We start from the raw sequence: 18282 nt of genomic DNA on the forward strand, positions 1-18282 counted from the left end.
TTATGCTGGTAATAAAATCGTATTTCAGGTATTTGCTAAGAAACAGAATGTACACTCTGGTCACTGTTTTTGGGTTCGCGTTGTCATTGGCGTTTGCTTTATTACTAGGCGTTTACATCAAAAACCAGCTATCCATTGATGATTTTCAGACCAAAAAAGATAGAGTCTATCGGTTAGAGCACGAATCGACCGAATTTTCGGCGCCCATAGCCACCGATTTAAAAAATCTATATCCTGAAATAGAAGATTTTACCCGGGTCTTTAATCATTCAGGTCGAATATCTAAATCGGACGGGAAAAAAATAAAATTCGACTATCTGGGGGTTGACGGATCTTTTTTCAATCTATTCTCTTTTCCACTTCTAAAGGGAGATAAAAATGAGGTCTTACAAACGATAGACGGTATTGTTCTTTCAAAAGCAACGGCCCTACGGTTGTTCGGTTCTATAGATATAGTTGGGGAAACGATTTTTATAGACACCGAAAAGAAATTTACAATCACCGGAATTATGGACGATTTTCCGGATAATACCCATTTCAACAAGCAAGATGCTCTCATCAACTTGGCGGCTTTTAAAAAAATCTGGCAGTTTGAGAATATACTTGAAGAATATGGTTGGTGCTCACTCAGTATTTACTTGTTAGAAAGGCCAAACGCTATACTGTCATCAAAGGCTTCTGAAATTCTAAAGAATTTTAAAAAGGATTTTTGGTTGTATAAAGAAGGTTGGGCAAATACTGTAGTGTTTACCCCTTTGAAAGAGGTCTATTTTAGTTCTAAAGAAGGTAACGGAACGAAAAGCTCGAGCATGGCTCTCATCTCGGTTTTATCGGCCATAGTTTTTTTGATATTGGTTTTGGCAATAGGCAATTATATCAATCTTACCATAGCACAGTCAACATTTAGGGGCAAGGAGGTGGCGGTAAAAAAATTATTGGGAGGCTCAAAACACCAGTTGATGAAGCAATTGGTTTTTGAATCTTTCATTCTTTGTTTCATGGCCATTTTGTTGGCTGTTGTTCTGGCAATACTTTTCGAACCCTTGGTGAATAATCTTTTAGAAACTGAGTTACAGTTTGAACAGATTCTGAATCTTCGGTCGATTTTAGCTCTTTTAGGTGCCGTGAGCGTCATCGGACTTATTTCCGGATTGGTGCCGGCTATTAAAATCTCAAGTTTTAAACCGATAGAAGTGGTAAAAGGTGAATTGAGGGCCAAATCTAGAAGCGTCTACTCGAAGGTATTTATCACTTTTCAGTATAGTGTTGCGATTGCTCTTCTTTCTTGTAGTTGGATAATTCTAAAGCAAACTGATTTTTTAAGGAATAAAGATTTGGGGTTTTCAAAAGACAACATTGTCTTTATGGAGTATTTAGGAAGCAACTCGCAGAAAAAGACGATTAAAAATGAGTTGGAAAAAATTACCGGGGTTCAAGAAGTGTCATTAACATGGCATAGCCCTCTTGACGGAGGTAACAACCAAACATTTGATTTCAATGAAGAATCGGTAAGCTTTCAGGAAATCGCCGTAGACTCTTCGTTCTTTAACGTCTTCGATATAAAAATCAAAGATACCAAGACCGCCTATGCGGGCAACGGGGTCTATCTTAATGAAACAGGGTACAATACTTTGCAGCTCAACGAGCAAACCTCTTCTTTTAAATTTCATGATGAAGAACTCCCGGTTTTAGGGGTGGTACAAGATTTTAACTTTAGACAGCTGAAGGATCAAATTGGCCCGTTGATGATTCGACAGCAAGATGAGAACCGCTACCCAACAAACCTATTTGTAAAAATCAATGGTACCAATCTTCTTGAGATTACAGAACAGCTTAAGTCTGTTTATTCCCAACTAATTGGAGATGTTGAATATGAAATACAATTTGTTGATAGTGCCATAAATCACTGGTATGAGAAGGAGGAAAGAACAGGAAAAATCATTAGCTATTTCACCCTGTTAGCGGTAGCGATTTCATCCATAGGTATTTTGGCAATGGCCACTTTTTATATGCAGCAGCGCAAGAAAGAGATAGGTGTTAGAAAAGTCAACGGAGCTTCGACTGTTCAAATGCTTGCTCTCTTAAATATTGATTTTTTAAAATGGGTATTCTTGGGGTTTGTCATAGGTGTTCCCATTTCATGGTTCGTTATGAGCCGTTGGCTAGAAAATTTTGCTTATAAAACTTCAATGGATTGGTGGCTCTTTTTAGCTGTTGGGCTATTTACAGCTTTCATTGCTCTTCTGACCGTCAGTTGGAAAAGCTGGCAAGCCGCTAATTTAAATCCTATAGAATCGCTTAGAATGGAATAAGGACAAGAGTTAATCATCAATCAAAAAACATCAATCATGCTAAAAAATCACTTAAAAATTGCTTGGAGAAATCTGCGAAGAAATTCGTTGTTCTCCTTGATCAATGTTCTGGGGCTTTCCATTGGGTTGGCCAGTACTTTTCTCATTTTCTTTTGGGTCACCGATGAAATGTCGGTCGACAAATTTCATGAGAATAACGATAGGTTGTATCAGGTAATGATGCGCAGTGAAGAAAACGGTATCGTTAAAATTCACGATGGTACCCAAGGGCCTTTGGCAGAAGCTTTGGAAAAAGACCTTCCTGAGGTTGAAAATGCCGTTACGGTCATGAACCTTCAAGAAGTGGGCATGTCGATTACTTTCAGTGCCGGTGAAAATAACTTCAAAACGCAGGGCCTTTTCGCGAGCAGCAATTTTTTTGATGTTTTTTCATTTCCGCTTGTTTACGGAGATGCCTCTCAGGTGTTGAACAAGAAAGAAGCAGTTGTCGTCTCCGAGAGTTTTGCCGTTAAGCTCTTTGGTTCGGTTGAAAAGGCCATCAATAGCCCTATAGAGTATTTTATGTTCGGCCAAAATCAAACCGCACAGATTTCAGGTGTTTTTAAAGATACGCCCGATAATTCGACCATGAAATTCAGTTTTGTGGCTACCAAACAGAAATTGTTGGAAGATATGTGGACTAACGGCAAAGAATGGGGCAATACGGGGCCGAACACATACATTACTTTGAAAGACAACAGTGATGTTAAGGCTTTCGAAAGTAAAATAGATCGGTTTGTAGATAAATATAATGAAGGCAATATGTTTAGCCTATTTCTTCGAAAGTACGCTGATACCTATTTATATGGCAATTATAAAGATGGAATTCAAACGGGGGGTAGAATAACTTATATCAAGCTTTTCTCTTTTATCGGGCTATTGGTATTACTTATTGCCTGTATCAACTTTATGAATTTATCTACCGCAAGGGTTACCAAGCGATTCAAAGAGATTGGTATTAAAAAGACGGTCGGTGGTACCAAAAACCATCTGGTAGTTCAGTTTTTGACCGAATCGCTTTTTTTGGCGCTGCTATCGTTGATTGTGGCAATGTTGTTAATAGTCTTTCTTATGCCCGTATTCAACTTCATAACGGGAAAGAACTTAGGGTTGACCCTCATTTTCGAACATCTCGGAGTATTGACCTTAGCCACCATAATCACGGGACTAATAGCAGGTAGCTATCCCGCATTTTATCTGTCAAGATTTAGTCCTCTGGCCACTCTAAAAGGCAAATTTAAAAGCAAAGGGGGCGAGCTTTTGGCGAGAAAGGGCCTGGTAGTCTTTCAGTTCACCGCCTCGCTCATACTGATTATTGCGGTGTTGATTATTAGTGATCAAATCAACTATGCCATAAACAAACCCATTGGTTATCAAAAAGGGCATATGGTTCAAATCGATTTAGAGGGTAAGGCCTTTGAGCAATCTTCCTCTTTTTTTGATGAAATAGAGAAAGTTGATGGTGTAGAAAGTGTTGGTGCCATCAGTGAGTCTATCATTAGTGAAGACGGAGGCTCATCAACCTACGGAATCGATTGGGCAGGTAAACCCGATAATCTTGAAATAGATTTTGTGTTCAGGAATGTTAATCACAATCTGGTACAGACGATGAACATTCAAATGGCCGATGGTGATACATTCTCAAAAGAAATGGGTGATTTGGAATCTTATCTATTGTTCAACGAAGAGGCTATCCGGTTAATGGGGCTGCAGAATCCCGTTGGTAAAAAAGTAAGACTTTGGGGGGAAGAGAAAGTGATTTTAGGAGTAATGAAAAACTTTCACACCGCTTCGGTGTTGCATAGCATATCTCCCGTTGTTTTTCGTTGTTCACCCATGGGCCACTCATTAGCAATGGTTCGAGTAAAATCGGGCGAAGAGGCCAATACTTTGGCTTCGATGAATGAGGTTTTCGAGAAATTCAATCCTGGTTACGACTTCAGTTATACGTTTCAAGACCAAGCCTACAACTTACAGTATCTTACTGAACAAAGAATACTGAGCCTTTCACGCTACTTTGCGATATTGGCCATCTTTATCTCCTGTTTGGGTCTTTTCGGCCTGGCCGCCTTTAATACGGAGACAAGAATTAAAGAGATAGGTATCAGAAAGGTGTTAGGCTCTTCTACCTACCAGATTTTAAGTCTTTTGTCTTCTGATTTTATGAGATTAATTGGTCTGTCCATATTGCTTGGGTTGCCTATAGCCTATTACGTTATGAGCGATTGGTTGCTCAAATTCGAGTACAGGGTAGACATCAGTTGGTCGTCATTCTTCTTGTCAAGCATATTAACGGTAGCTGTGGCGCTCATTACCATTAGTTTTCAGGCTTTAAAGGCTGCACATGCGAATCCGGTCAAGAGTTTACGAACAGAATAATCGAAGCATAGGCTCAAAAGATAAGCCTGTAAAAATAATGTACATGAACTGTCCAATAATTTTACAATTGTAATCGACGCTTATTTTTAATTAGCTGTAAATCAGGTAATTGAAAATTGGCATAAACATAGCAGGTGTAATATTGCGTTGAAAACCAAACTGTTATAAGTATCTTTTTTATGCCTCCTTTTTATCATAATGTGTGGTTGGTTAAGTGAAGTTAGTTTGCCATTCAGTAGAAAGGAGGTCAAAAAAAGCAATCTGAAAGAAAGTGCAGTTTAAAACGTCGTCATCAAAGAATGAATCATGATAAAGAATTATTTACGCATCGCTTGGCGAAATATCAAAAAAGATAAACTGTTTACTGCCATCAAAATAGGTGGCTTCGCGGTGGGGATCGCCGCCTGTCTCTTGATAGCTCTTTACATCATGAATGAATTGAGTTATGACCGTCATTATACGAACAAAGACAGAATTTTTAGAGTGGTATTGCAGGGTTCTATGGATGGTGAGGTTCTGAAGTCGGTTCATTTCCAACAGCTATTTGCTGAGACATTAGAGTCTACCTATCCTGAAATTCAGAAAGCGGGAAAGATAAACACAAGTGAACTTTTTGGTGCTGGCAGAAGGGCCTTGCGCGTTAAGGGTGAAGTTGAGAGCAATCTTGAAGAAGGTTTCGTATTTGCCGACCAAGAGGTTTTTGAGATTTTAGAACTTGATTTGAAAGAAGGCAACCCCAACGAAGTTTTAAAAAATCCCGGTAGTTTGGTAATGACAGAGGCACGGGCTGCCAAGCATTTTCCTAATGGCAACGCTATAGGAAAGACTGTTTACCTAGATGATGACACCAATAGGCCGTATACGGTGACAGGGGTGGTAAAAGTAGACCCTTTAAAGAAGTCACATCTCGATTTTGACTATCTCATGGTCATTGAAGATAAAAATAGCGATTGGCTTACTACCAATTACTTTACCTACATTTTGGTTGATGAGAATACCGATATAGCCGGTTTAGAAGCCAAGATGAAGGGTATTCTAAAAGACTACTATATTCCTGCGCAGGTAGAGCGGGGCATGGGCGAAGGCTTTATGGAGGTGCTAAAAACTTTAGAATACAAATTGCAACCGATCAGTGACATCCACCTCAAATCCGACATAAAGATGCACGACGGTCTCAAGCATGGCGATATACGTTTTGTATGGCTGTTTGCCGCTATTGCAGGTTTTGTGCTGTTATTGGCTGTAATCAATTTCATCAATCTATCTACAGCCAAATCGGCAAACAGGGCAAAAGAAGTAGGTCTGCGTAAAACAGTAGGGGCCTATAAAAGTAGTTTGGTCAATCAGTTTTTGACCGAATCGGTGGTATTCAGTTTTATATCATTTGTTATTGGGGTGTTATTGGCTTGGTTGTTATTGCCGACTTTTGGGTCAATGGCCGCCAAGAGTATAACAATGCCTTGGGCAGAATGGTGGTTTTTACCGACCTTATTACTGGCCGCATTGATTGTCGGTATTTTTGCAGGTCTCTATCCCGCCATGTACCTATCGGCATTCAAGCCCGCGAATGTTTTGAAAGGTAACCTGAGTATCGGAAGTAAAAGCGGAAGCCTGCGTAGCGGATTGGTCGTTTTTCAGTTCACCACCTCGGTCATTTTGATAATTGGTACCCTGATCATCTATAAGCAGATGAATTTCATTCTTGATAAAAAATTAGGGTACGATAGAGAGCAGGTTTTGGTGGTGCAGGGTGCCAATGTACTGAGCCAGAACGCTCAATCATTTAAAGAAAGATTATTGGCTTTGGCGGAGGTCAAAAATGTGGCAATAAGCGATTATCTACCGGTAGAGGGTACCAAACGTAATGGAAATAGCTTTAAAAAGGTAGGCGAAGGTACGCAAGATGGTACGGTGCCTGCCCAGATTTGGCGTGTTGATTATGATTATATCAATACTTTAGGGCTTCAGGTCGCCAATGGGCGCGCTTTTTCCGAAGAGTTTGCCAGTGATTCTTCCGCAATTGTGATCAATCAGGCAATGGCCAAACAATTGGCCTATGAGAATCCCATCGGAAAACAAATCAACAATGGTCAAGCATGGACGATTATCGGAGTGCTTGACGATTTCCATTTTAGAAACCTTAAAGAAGATATTGCGCCATTGTCTCTGGTAATTGGTAACAGTCCCAGTATAATCTCGGTAAAGCTAAGTGCTGCGTCTTCAAGAAGTGCTATTGACAATATAGAGCAGATTTGGCAAGAATATGTACCACAGCAGACTTTCGAGTATACCTTTTTAGACCAAGAATTTGCTGAAATGCACGATGATGTTCAGCGAATGGGTCAAATCTTCAACAGTTTTGCCCTCTTCGCAATATTGGTGGCATGTTTAGGTCTTTTTGCCCTTTCGGCGTTTTTGGTTGAACAGCGTAAAAAAGAAATAAGTATTAGGCTTGTCTTAGGGGCCCCTTTCAAGAGTATTTATCGATTGCTCACGATGGATTATATGAAATTGATAATGGTATCAATTGTAATCGCAACACCCATTGCATGGTATATGATGAACAGATGGCTTGAAGATTTTGCGTATCGCATAGAAATATCATGGCAGGTCTTCTTTTGGGCAGGTATATTGGCACTATTGGTCGCTTTGGCAACGGTAAGTTATCAAGCTATTAAAAGTGCTTTGGTCAACCCGGCTAACAGTCTGCGGTCAGAATAGGTCCTGACGAAGTCGAGTAAATAGAAAAAATAACTAGTAACCATATCAATACAACCAACATGATAAAGAACCATTTTAAAATAGCTTGGAGAAGCCTTAAAAAGCAGCCTTTTATCACTTCGTTGAACGTGTTCGGTTTGGCCATTGGTATGGCAGGGGCCATTTTAATCACCCTTTACGTTTACGACGAGCTGAATTTCGACACCATATTTGCAGATTCCGAAAGAATCTATAGGGTCAATGCCGATGTCAAATTTGGTGGAGCTGTAATGAACATGGCAGAAACCCCGCCTCCTATGGCCTCAGTTCTTGAAACGGACTTTGAGCAGGTTGAAAAGGTGACGAGAATTAGAAACTGGGGCGGTTTGCTGATTTCAAGAAAAGACTCGAAAAGTAATGGCAAAGAAGAGAGGTCGGCATACGTAGATCCTAATTTCTTTGATTTTTTCGGTCTTAAGTTTATCGAAGGTAACGCTCAAAAAGCACTTGATAACAATAATGCCTTGGTGCTTACCGAAAGTTCGGCCTATAAATATTTTAAAGGTTCCGAAGCATTGGGAAAAACACTTCGGTTGAATAACGAAGATATTTATACCGTTGCTGGAGTAGTAGAAGATATGCCCAAGAATTCTTTGCTACGTGAGCATACCGTTTTTATGTCAATGCTTGGTTTTGAAGATTCCCGCTCGCAAGATTGGGGAAGCCACAACTACTTTACATTCATAAAAATGGTTCCTGATTATCCTATCGATAATTTTAAAGAGCCTCTTCAATCGTTGTTCAGGTCCTATACCTTACCGTCGGTACAACGCTATTTTCCGGGCATAACCGAAGAAGCCTTTTTGGCTTCCGGTAATTATGTTCGATATAATACCACCCCATTGCAAGACATTCATCTACATTCGAACCGGCATGTTGAATTGAGTCAAAACGGTAGAATTGAGAACATCTATATTCTTGCTTCCATCGGACTGTTTTTATTGATATTGGCCAGTGTAAATTTTATGAACCTTTCAACGGCACACTCGCTAAAAAGGGCCAAAGAGGTTGGTATTCGAAAAACCCTTGGTTCGAAAAAGAAGGGTTTGGTCGGCCAGTTTTTGACTGAAGCAGGTCTAGTAAGTTTCGCCTCTTTATTGGTAGCACTGTTAGTGGCCGTAATCGCTTTGCCTTACTTTAATGAGATAGCGGGCAAAGAGATAGCCATGCCTTTTGGCAATCCTGTTTTTTGGTTGTTGTTGTTATTGGGCAGTGTGGTTCTTGGTTTACTTTCCGGATGGTACCCAGCCTTTTTTATGTCTCGGTTTAAACCTGTCAAAGTACTCAAAGGTAGTGGTGAGCAGCATATCGGTGGCGGTAGGGTAAGAAGCGCTTTGGTGGTTACCCAATTTGCGATTTCAGTTTTTTTAATTGTGGGAACTTTGGTCATTTACCGTCAATTGCAATTTATTCAAGGTAAAGACCTAGGGTATTCAAAGGAACAGGTATTGGTGCTGAACGATGTCTTTACATTGGGCGGACAGAAGCTCGCTTTTAAAGAACGTATCAAAAGTCTAAGTTCCGTCGAGAATGCAACGTTGAGCAGTTATTTGCCGACCCCCTCTAACAGAAGTGATAATTCTTATTTTGAGGAAGGAATAACCGATCAAGAATATGCCGTTCAAATGCAACGTTGGTTTGTAGACTATGATTACGCTTCCACCTTAGACCTTACAGTGGTTGCCGGCAGGGATTTTAATAGAGATTTTCCAACGGACTCTTTGGCAATGATTATTAATGAAAGTGCCTTGGCCAAAATGGGCCAGTCGGCAGATGAGGTTTTGGGCAAAAGGTTTTCCAGTAATATAGGAGATGAAAATGCCGTATTCTATACCGTCGTTGGGGTTGTGAGGAATTTTCATTTTGAGACGTTACGAGATGAAATAGGGGCATGGAATATGATTATTGGCGATTTTTCGAACTCAATGGCCATCAAATTGAAGCCGGGAGAATTCAGTTCGAGCATCGCGCAGATTGAAAGTGTCTGGGAAGAAATGGCACCGGGCCAGTCATTCAATTATTATTTCATGGATGAGTCTTTCAATGATACCTATCAGACCGAACAACGTTTAGGACATATTTTTATAGTATTCACTACCTTATCAATCATCATCGCTTGTTTGGGTCTTTTCGGATTGGCTGCCTTCAATGCGCAAAAACGTACCAAAGAAATTGGAGTGCGTAAGGTTTTGGGTGCCAGTGTGGCCCAAATTACTTATAAATTGACATTGGATTTTTTAAAGCTTGTGGGGCTTGCGGTAGTGTTTGCATTGCCGTTAGGGTGGTATGCAATGAACCGTTGGCTTGAAGACTTTTCATACAGAATCGATATACCATGGTGGGTATTGGTGGTGGCAGCCGTTTCAGCCATATTTATTTCAGTGGTAACGGTTGGTTTTCAAAGTATTAAAGCAGCTATATCCGACCCGGTGAAAAGTTTACGAACGGAGTAAGTTATTAGAAAAGAGTTATTAGTTAGTAGTGAGAAGTTAAGGGTTGCTTTTTTCCTTACGAACAACGAACAGCCAAAGAAGCATCATCAATCAAAAACAAACGTCATGATAAAGAACTATTTAAAGATTGCCTGGCGAAACCTTATGAAAAACAAGGCCTATTCGACCATTAATATTGGAGGATTGGCCTTGGGTATGGCCGTTACGCTCATGATAGGTCTTTGGGTGTACGATGAGTTGTCGCACAATAATTATTTTGAGAAAAAGGATCGAATAGCCCAGATTTTTCAATCGCAGACATTTAATGGCAATATCGGTACAGGCCCTGCAATACCTAGGCCATTAGAGATGGCTCTTCGAGAAGGGTATGATGATAATTTCAAACATATCGTCATGTCATCGTGGACTACGCCGCTTTATTTAAACTATAAAGAAAAGAGCCTCTCAAAAGACGGTAATTATATGCAGCAAGGGGCACCCGATATGTTGGGGCTAACCATTTTGAAAGGCGAAAAAGATGGGTTGCGCAAAATCAATTCTATAATGCTCTCCAAGTCTGTTTCCGAAGCCCTTTTCGAAGATGAAGAACCTATTGGTAAGGTGGTCAAGGTCAACAGTCAGTTCGATGCTGAAGTTACCGCTGTTTATGAAGATATACCTGTAAATAATTCCTTTAATGATTTGCAATTTATTATTCCGTGGGAAAAATACTTGACACTCTACGAGTGGATCAAAAATGCCGAAGATCAGTGGGGCAATAACTCGTTTCAATTGTTTGTTGAAATTCCCGAAAACAGCTCCATCGAACAGGTGACTAGCACTATTAAAGACGTTAAGAAAGAGTCTAGTGGTGATGAAGCAGAATTTAACCCGCAGTTGTTTCTTTTGCCGATGAAAGATTGGTACCTCCGCAATAGTTTTCAGAACGGTGTTCAGGTAGGCGGCCGTATTAAATATGTATGGCTTTTTGGTATCATCGGTACTTTCGTATTGCTTTTGGCCTGTATCAATTTTATGAACCTAAGCACGGCCCGATCTGAAAAAAGGGCCAAAGAAGTGGGTATTCGTAAATCGATAGGTTCGCAACGCAAGCAAATCATTAATCAATTTTTAAGCGAGTCTTTTTTGGTTACTTTATTTGCCTACGTTTTAGCGGTAGTTATGGTGTTACTGTTTTTAAATGCCTTTAATGACCTATCTAGAAAAGAAATTTCTTTTCCTTGGCAAAACATCACCTTCTGGTTGATTTCGCTGGTTTTCATCATTTTCACCTCCCTTTTAGCGGGTAGTTATCCGGCTTTGTACCTTTCATCCTTTAGGCCGGTAAATGTACTTAAAGGCACTTTTACTGCCGGCAAGTACGCTGGCTTGCCCAGAAAGATTCTTGTGGTTTTACAATTTACGGTTTCGGTAGCCTTCATTATTGGTACCGTAATCGTAATGCAGCAAATCAATTTTGCCAAGAACAGGCCTGTCGGGTATGATACGAAAGGTCTTGTGCAAATACCGGTTATGAGTAGGGATTTTGAAGGAAAGTACGATTTGATGCGTACCGAATTTATAAACTCGGGTGCTGTGGTCGAAATGTCGGCATCCAGCGCTCCCACCACCTCTATTTGGTCGAATAGGGGAGGTTTCACTTGGGACGGAAAACCTGATAGTTTTCAAGAAGATTTGGCGTGGACGGAAGTAACGCCCGAGTATGCCAAATCATTGAACCTTAAAATCATTAAAGGAAGAGATTTCTCTAGGGAATTAGCCTCTGACTCCAATGCGGTATTGATTAATGAAACCGCCATGAAATATATGGGGTTGACCGATCCCGTAGGCACCTTTATTAGAGATGAAGATGAAGAAGACCCTTTTCCTCCTAAAAAGATTATAGGTGTTGTTCAAGATATGATAGCCCAATCGCCATATGAGCCGGTCAAACAAGGGGTTTATGGGTTCGATAAGTACGGTAATAACAGTTTCTATAATCTTCGCTTGAACCCCAATCAAAGTGCCAGTGATAATATTGCTGCCATTGAAAATGTGTTCACATCCCATTTTCCTGATATTCCTTTTCAATACGACTTTGTAGATACTGAGTACGGTGAAAAGTTTGCCGCGGAAGAACGTATCGGAACTCTTTCGGCAGTTTTCACGGCATTGGCCATTCTTATTAGCTGTTTGGGCCTTTTTGGGCTTACCTCTTACGTAGCTGAACAGCGCAAAAAGGAAATAGGGGTAAGAAAAGTGCTGGGAGCCTCGGTTTTCAATGTTTGGAACATGCTTTCAAAAGATTTCTTGAAACTGGTGGTGATATCTTGTTTTATTGCCATTCCCATAGCTTATTACGTAATGAATGGTTGGTTGCAAGATTACCCCTATAGGGTTTTGTTAGAATGGTGGATTTTTCTTTTAGCCGTCATCGGTGCCATGGCCATTACTATTTTAACGGTCAGCTTTCAGGCAATTAGGGCCGCTAACGCAAATCCGATCAAGAGTTTACGAACGGAATGAGTTTTAAGATAAAATTTCTCAACAAGGGTGTAAAATGTGAAAGTTTGGTTTTTTCCTAGGAAACGAAACTACTAACTTTCACATCGAGCCTCGGTCGAAATAAATGAATAATAAACAATCATGCTATTACAATTAAACAACATTTTTAAATGGGTACAGCAAGGGGGGCAAAGGGTGTTTCTTTTAAAAGACATCAACCTTACTGTTGAAGAAGGAGAATTTATTTCCATAATGGGTCCTTCTGGATCGGGTAAATCCACATTGCTCAATGTCATAGGAATGTTAGATGATTTTGATGAGGGGCAATATGAATTTCTAAGCGAGTCTGTACACCAATTAAAAGAAAAGCATAGGGCCAATCTTTACAAGCAGTACATCGGTTTTGTATTTCAGGCCTACCATTTGATAGATGAGCTCACGGTTTATGAAAACCTAGAAATGCCCTTGCTTTATAAAAAACATTCGTCTTCAGAGCGTAAAGCGATGGTCGCCGATATGTTAGACCGCTTCAATATCGTTGGTAAAAAAGACCTATTTCCTACGCAGCTCAGCGGAGGTCAACAACAACTGGTAGGGGTGGCAAGAGCACTTATTGGCAAACCTAAGTTGATATTGGCAGATGAGCCAACTGGAAATCTCAATTCGGCCCAAGGAGAGGAAATCATGGATCTTTTCAAGCAATTGAACAAAGAAGGGGTGACTATAGTACAGGTGACCCATTCAGAGAAAAATGCCGCCTATGGCGGACGAGTTATAAATCTTTTAGATGGAAGGATGGTCTGAACCACATTCTCTATCGTCAATTGAATTCAGTGATTAAAGGAATTTTTCGCATCTCCGTATTTATGTTAAAGTGACCTAGCGATAACGAACAACTATTACTCCATACTACATTTCAATTCAAAGGCTTTAGTTTCTTGACCTTAAGTGTTATCTTTGTTGTTTAGAATGATTTTACATAATGAAGATAGATAAGAAGGAAGTTTTAAAGGCGCTTGAGCATATTACGGTACCTGGTGAAGGCCAGAACATGGTTGAAAGTGGGGCGGTTAAAAATGTTCAGATTTTTGGTGATGAGGTTGAAATAGATATAACTATTGGCAACCCGAGTTTACAGGCCCGAAAGAAAACAGAGGTTGAAATTTTACAGGTCATTCATCGTGAAGTTTACGAAAAGGCAAAAATCAAGGTCAATATAAAGGTCGATGCGCCTGCCAAACCTAAGGTAAACGAAATAAAGGGCAAACCCATCCCCGGTATTCAAAATATTGTGGCCGTAGCTTCAGGTAAAGGAGGCGTTGGCAAATCTACCGTTACTGCTAATTTGGCGGTAACCTTAGCAAAAATGGGTTTTAAAGTAGGTCTTTTAGATGCTGATATTTATGGCCCTTCGATGCCCATCATGTTCGATGTGGCCAATGAAAAGCCTTTAGCTGTGAATGTCGCAGGAAAATCGAAGATGAAGCCGGTCGAAAACTATGGCGTAAAACTATTGAGTATTGGCTTTTTTACCCAGCCTAACCAGGCAGTAATTTGGCGAGGGCCAATGGCCTCAAAAGCCTTGAACCAGATGATTTTTGATGCTGCTTGGGGTGAACTAGATTTTCTATTGGTCGATTTACCACCGGGAACTGGCGATATTCATTTGAGTATCATGCAGGCAATGCCGATTACTGGAGCTGTGGTGGTTAGTACCCCTCAAGAGGTGGCTTTGGCCGATGCCAAAAAAGGGGTGGCTATGTTCCAACAAGAATCTATTAACGTTCCTGTACTGGGTATTGTTGAAAATATGGCGTATTTTACTCCTGAAGAACTTCCCGATAACAAATATTATATCTTTGGTAAAGAAGGTGCAAAACATCTTTCCGAAGATTTAGGCGTTCCCTTCTTAGGTGAGGTTCCAATAGTTCAAAGTATTCGAGAGGCTGGTGATGTAGGCCGTCCCGCAGCATTGCAGACTGCTACACCTGTTGAAGAAGCCTTTGAAGAGTTGACCAAAAATGTAGTGCAAGAAGTCGTAGGGCGCAACAAGAGTTTACCGCCGACAGAGGCAATTAAAATAACAACAATGGCGGGCTGTTCCGCCGTCAAGAAAAAGTAGGTATGACAACAATGACTGCTGAAGAACTGCGAGTGAACGTAGAAAAGGCTTTGGAAGAAATCCGTCCTTTTTTGCAGAGCGATGGAGGTGATATTTCTTTAATATCCATCGACAACGAAAATTCTGTGAAGGTAAAGTTAGAAGGTGCCTGCGTGGGGTGCTCGGTCAATCAAATGACCCTTAAGAGTGGGGTTGAAATGACCATAAAGAAGTATGCTCCGCAAATAGAAGAAGTAGTTAACGTGGGAGAGTAAGTTATCGGTTTCGACGTGAGACCGAACATACGACCACCATTTAATCCGACCCTTAATGATTCAAACAGATATACTGATTATTGGAGCGGGCCCAACCGGGCTTTTTGCCGTTTTTGAAGCGGGCTTGTTGCAATTGAAATGCCATTTGATAGATGCTTTACCGCAACCCGGCGGACAATGTGCTGAAATTTATCCTAAAAAACCTATTTATGATATTCCTGGTTTTCCTGAGGTTTTGGCGGGTGACTTGGTAGATAATCTAATGAAGCAGATAGAACCTTTTCAACCGGGTTTTACCTTGGGTGAAAGGGCGGATACCATTGAGAAGCTTGAGGACGGAAGTTTTATCGTTACGACCAACAAAGGAACCCAACACAAAGCGCCCATAGTGGCAATTGCCGGAGGTCTAGGTAGTTTCGAGCCACGGAAACCCCTCCTTGAGAACCTCAAAAAGTATGAGGATAATGGGGTGTCTTACATGGTCAAAGATCCTGAAGTATATCGCGATAAAAAGGTGGTGATTGCCGGTGGAGGCGACTCTGCTTTAGACTGGAGTATTTTCTTGGCAGATGTGGCATCAGAAGTAACCTTGGTTCACCGTAGAAATGAGTTTCGTGGGGCATTGGATTCTGTAGAGAAAGTTCAGCAATTAAAAAATAAGGGTAAAATCAACTTGATTACCCCTGCCGAAATTGAAGGATTGAATGGTGAGGATAAATTAGAGTCGGTTTTGATACGAAAGAAAACTACGGCAATAGAGGACATCACACTTGAAGTTGACCATTTTATTGCCCTCTTTGGACTATCGCCTAAACTTGGGCCCATCGGTGACTGGGGGCTTGAAATCGAGAAGAATGCCATAAAAGTCGATACCTTTGATTACCAGACCAATGTACCAGGTATTTACGCCATTGGTGATATCAATACCTATAACGGAAAGTTGAAATTGATTTTATGTGGCTTTCATGAAGCAACGCTCATGTGCCAAAGTGCCTACCAACGAATATTTCCTGATAAGAAGTACGTAATGAAGTATACTACCGTTGGCGGTGTCACCGGTTTTGATGGTTCTAAAAAAGAAGCTCCTAAAGCGGTAGTAAAAGCGATTGATTAGAGATTCACTTTTCTAGGTTTCATACTTTACTCTTGATCAAGGTTGTTCGTTTATCTCCTATTTTGTCATTTTTTGTGGTGTTTTACCATTCTCGTAGGCCTGATTAACAATCTACCGTATATTTGCCGAAAATTTACAGTGCGGTACATAACTTACTAAAGTGCCGAACCAAAAGCATGTACAATGTCTGATATCAAAATAAAAATAACCGACCGTGAAGGTGTTACCCATGAGGTAGATGCACCTACTGATATGAACATGAACCTAATGGAGGTAGTTCGTTCGTATGAATTGGCGCCTGAGGGTACCATTGGTGTCTGTGGGGGTATGGCCATGTGTGCCAGCTGTCAGTGTTATGTTAAATCAGACCATGTTCTTCCTGAAATGTCAGATGATGAAGACGCTATGTTGGCGGAAGCTTTTAACGTGGAGGATAACAGTCGGCTTGGCTGCCAGATACATATGACCGAAGACCTCGATGGTCTTGAAGTAGAACTAGCGCCTGAAAGCTAGATTCTCGCCTGATAGGTAAATAAATTGTAGTAACGCCCTTCTTTGGCAATCAGTTCATCATGAGTACCTCTTTCGGCTATTCGTCCGTTTTCTATCACTAGTATTTGATCGGCCTTTCTTATCGTACTTAATCGATGCGCAATTACGAAAGTGGTACGGCCTTCTGTTAAGGCGGTTAAACTCTTTTGTATCAAAGCCTCACTTTCTGTATCCAGATTAGAGGTAGCCTCGTCCAGTATCAATATTTTCGGATTGGCCAGTATGGCCCTGGCAATGGCGATTCGCTGGCGCTGGCCACCAGAGAGTTTTACGCCTCGTTCACCGATCAATGTATCAAGGCCTTCTTCAAAGCGGTCGGTAAATTCGTTGACGTAGGCCGAATTAACGGCATCTAACAATTCTTGTTCGGTCGCTTCCGGTTTTGGAAACATGATATTGGCTCTAATAGTACCTTCGAACAGAAAATCGTCTTGTAGCACTACGCCAAGAAACTGTCGAAAACTGGTCAGGTCTACTTTCGAAAGGTCATTACCATCTATAGTAATTTGACCTTCGTCAGGGCTCAAAAAACTGGCGGCCAAACTGGCAATGGTAGACTTACCTGACCCCGAACTGCCGACTAGGGCGATTACCTGACCGGCGTTGACTTCAAAATTAATATGGTGCAACACCTCTTTATCCTCCTCATAAGCAAAAGAAACATCGTTAAAGCTCATATCACCTTTGATGTTTGAAAGCACGATGGTGCGATCTTTTTCATCGGCTTCGCTAATTTGGTTCATTAATTCTTCGGTACGGTCCAACCCTGCGAGGGCTTCGGTCAATTGACTTCCAATATTGCTCATCTGAACTATTGGTGCGACCATAAGGGCCAGTAAAAAAGTAAACTGAAAATATTCGCCCGTACTTAAGTTGTCTTGCATCATTTGGTATCCACCATACCCCATCATAATCCCTGTAGTTGCAAGCCCTAATAAAAAGGTAGAAGAACTGGTCATAAAGGCGGTGGCAGTCAAGCTTTTTTTAACGTTATTGTACAATCGCTCAACACCTTCTTCAAATACCTTACCTTCTTGTTCTTCAGCATTAAAGCCTTTGATTACACGTATACCGCCCAATGTTTCGGTAAGTCTTCCTTTTACCTCTGCATTTATTTTACCCCGTTCCCTAAAAACGGGTCTTATAATTTTAAAGGCTTTCAATGAGATAAAGGCGAAAATCACTAAAGGAATAAACGTAAGTAAGGTCATGGTAGGGCTTATCCCCAGTAATAAAACTAATGAGCCGATGGCTGTAAGCGTGCCTCCTACCAATTGAACCAATCCTGTTCCTATTAGATTGCGAACTCCTTCCACATCACTCATAATTCGAGAGACCAAGGCCCCTGATTTGGTGTTGTCAAAAAATCGAATGGGCAACGAAAGCACTTGTTTTTGAACCTGTGCCCTCAATTCAGAAATCATATACTGTGCCTGAATGCTGAGTACTTTGGTCAATAAAAACGACATAACCGCCTGAATCAAAAAAGATAGAATTACTACGGCTACAAGAACTTTGAGAAGGTCGTAGTTCTTGTTCGGCACAATTTCGTCCAAGAAATAGCGTAAGGAAACTGGGGCCACAAAACTGGCAGCTTTACTGATGATAATCAACAAAAGACCTAGCAATACCAATTTTCTTCGGGGCCAGATAATTGTTTTAAAGGCAGTAAGAATGCTTACTTTTTTTTCCGCCATATGAGTTGTTGAATGAAGAATGCAAGTTACTCAAATCAACTAACATATCGATTGATGTAAGAGCAATAGGCTTCTTTTTAAGGTTTGTCTGTATCTTGTAATTCTAAATTTCAGAA

The 18282-nt window shown here is 40.8% G+C and carries 11 protein-coding genes; 10 read left to right on the forward strand and 1 reads right to left on the reverse strand.

Annotated features, from left to right (window positions below):
* The first annotated feature begins 2 nt into the window (after positions 1-2).
* The 10 genes from IL356_RS05705 (at position 3) to IL356_RS05750 (ending at position 16430) form a co-directional block, all read left to right on the forward strand.
* Positions 3-2312, forward strand: coding sequence for an ABC transporter permease (locus tag IL356_RS05705; RefSeq protein WP_121850393.1), 2310 nt, complete (start codon positions 3-5; stop codon positions 2310-2312).
* 36 nt (positions 2313-2348) lie between these two features.
* Complete coding sequence (locus IL356_RS05710; protein ID WP_121850392.1) at positions 2349-4730, forward strand: ABC transporter permease; 2382 nt, start codon at positions 2349-2351, stop codon at positions 4728-4730.
* Between the two features lie 306 nt (positions 4731-5036).
* On the forward strand, positions 5037-7451 hold the full coding sequence (locus IL356_RS05715) for an ABC transporter permease (protein ID WP_121850391.1): 2415 nt from the start codon (positions 5037-5039) through the stop codon (positions 7449-7451).
* A 59-nt stretch (positions 7452-7510) separates the two neighbouring features.
* Entirely contained in the window at positions 7511-9943 is a 2433-nt protein-coding gene (locus IL356_RS05720; RefSeq protein WP_121850390.1) for an ABC transporter permease, read from the forward strand.
* Between the two features lie 105 nt (positions 9944-10048).
* Complete coding sequence (locus IL356_RS05725) at positions 10049-12448, forward strand: ABC transporter permease (RefSeq protein ID WP_121850389.1); 2400 nt, start codon at positions 10049-10051, stop codon at positions 12446-12448.
* A gap of 120 nt (positions 12449-12568) precedes the next feature.
* On the forward strand, positions 12569-13231 hold the full coding sequence (locus IL356_RS05730; RefSeq protein WP_121850388.1) for an ABC transporter ATP-binding protein: 663 nt from the start codon (positions 12569-12571) through the stop codon (positions 13229-13231).
* Between the two features lie 178 nt (positions 13232-13409).
* On the forward strand, positions 13410-14549 hold the full coding sequence (locus IL356_RS05735; RefSeq protein ID WP_121850387.1) for an Mrp/NBP35 family ATP-binding protein: 1140 nt from the start codon (positions 13410-13412) through the stop codon (positions 14547-14549).
* 11 nt (positions 14550-14560) lie between these two features.
* Entirely contained in the window at positions 14561-14803 is a 243-nt protein-coding gene (locus IL356_RS05740; protein ID WP_121850810.1) for a NifU family protein, read from the forward strand.
* Between the two features lie 55 nt (positions 14804-14858).
* The gene (locus IL356_RS05745) at positions 14859-15917 is read left to right on the forward strand and encodes an NAD(P)/FAD-dependent oxidoreductase (protein ID WP_121850386.1); all 1059 of its coding nucleotides are present in this window, start codon (positions 14859-14861) and stop codon (positions 15915-15917) included.
* Between the two features lie 183 nt (positions 15918-16100).
* Positions 16101-16430, forward strand: coding sequence for a 2Fe-2S iron-sulfur cluster-binding protein (locus IL356_RS05750; RefSeq protein ID WP_121850385.1), 330 nt, complete (start codon positions 16101-16103; stop codon positions 16428-16430).
* On the opposite strand, the gene IL356_RS05755 is transcribed toward IL356_RS05750, so the two are convergent.
* Positions 16427-18166 carry an ABC transporter ATP-binding protein gene (locus IL356_RS05755; protein WP_121850384.1) on the reverse strand — a complete coding sequence of 580 codons (1740 nt, stop codon included), beginning with the start codon at positions 18164-18166 and terminating at the stop codon, positions 16427-16429. The genes IL356_RS05750 and IL356_RS05755 overlap by 4 nt on opposite strands.
* Positions 18167-18282: the final 116 nt, after the last annotated feature.

The sequence above is a fragment of the Euzebyella marina genome (assembly GCF_014855515.1).
Classification (GTDB): domain Bacteria; phylum Bacteroidota; class Bacteroidia; order Flavobacteriales; family Flavobacteriaceae; genus Euzebyella; species Euzebyella marina.

What these genes read in the sequence shown, in the direction of transcription:
- IL356_RS05755 (WP_121850384.1), bottom strand. Translation starts at nt 18,166, where the DNA reads ATGGCGGAAAAAAAAGTAAGCATTCTTACTGCCTTTAAAACAATTATC.
- IL356_RS05735 (WP_121850387.1), top strand. Translation starts at nt 13,410, where the DNA reads ATGAAGATAGATAAGAAGGAAGTTTTAAAGGCGCTTGAGCATATTACG.
- IL356_RS05745 (WP_121850386.1), top strand. Translation starts at nt 14,859, where the DNA reads ATGATTCAAACAGATATACTGATTATTGGAGCGGGCCCAACCGGGCTT.
- IL356_RS05710 (WP_121850392.1), top strand. Translation starts at nt 2,349, where the DNA reads ATGCTAAAAAATCACTTAAAAATTGCTTGGAGAAATCTGCGAAGAAAT.
- IL356_RS05750 (WP_121850385.1), top strand. Translation starts at nt 16,101, where the DNA reads ATGTCTGATATCAAAATAAAAATAACCGACCGTGAAGGTGTTACCCAT.
- IL356_RS05720 (WP_121850390.1), top strand. Translation starts at nt 7,511, where the DNA reads ATGATAAAGAACCATTTTAAAATAGCTTGGAGAAGCCTTAAAAAGCAG.
- IL356_RS05740 (WP_121850810.1), top strand. Translation starts at nt 14,561, where the DNA reads ATGACTGCTGAAGAACTGCGAGTGAACGTAGAAAAGGCTTTGGAAGAA.
- IL356_RS05715 (WP_121850391.1), top strand. Translation starts at nt 5,037, where the DNA reads ATGATAAAGAATTATTTACGCATCGCTTGGCGAAATATCAAAAAAGAT.
- IL356_RS05705 (WP_121850393.1), top strand. Translation starts at nt 3, where the DNA reads ATGCTGGTAATAAAATCGTATTTCAGGTATTTGCTAAGAAACAGAATG.
- IL356_RS05725 (WP_121850389.1), top strand. Translation starts at nt 10,049, where the DNA reads ATGATAAAGAACTATTTAAAGATTGCCTGGCGAAACCTTATGAAAAAC.
- IL356_RS05730 (WP_121850388.1), top strand. Translation starts at nt 12,569, where the DNA reads ATGCTATTACAATTAAACAACATTTTTAAATGGGTACAGCAAGGGGGG.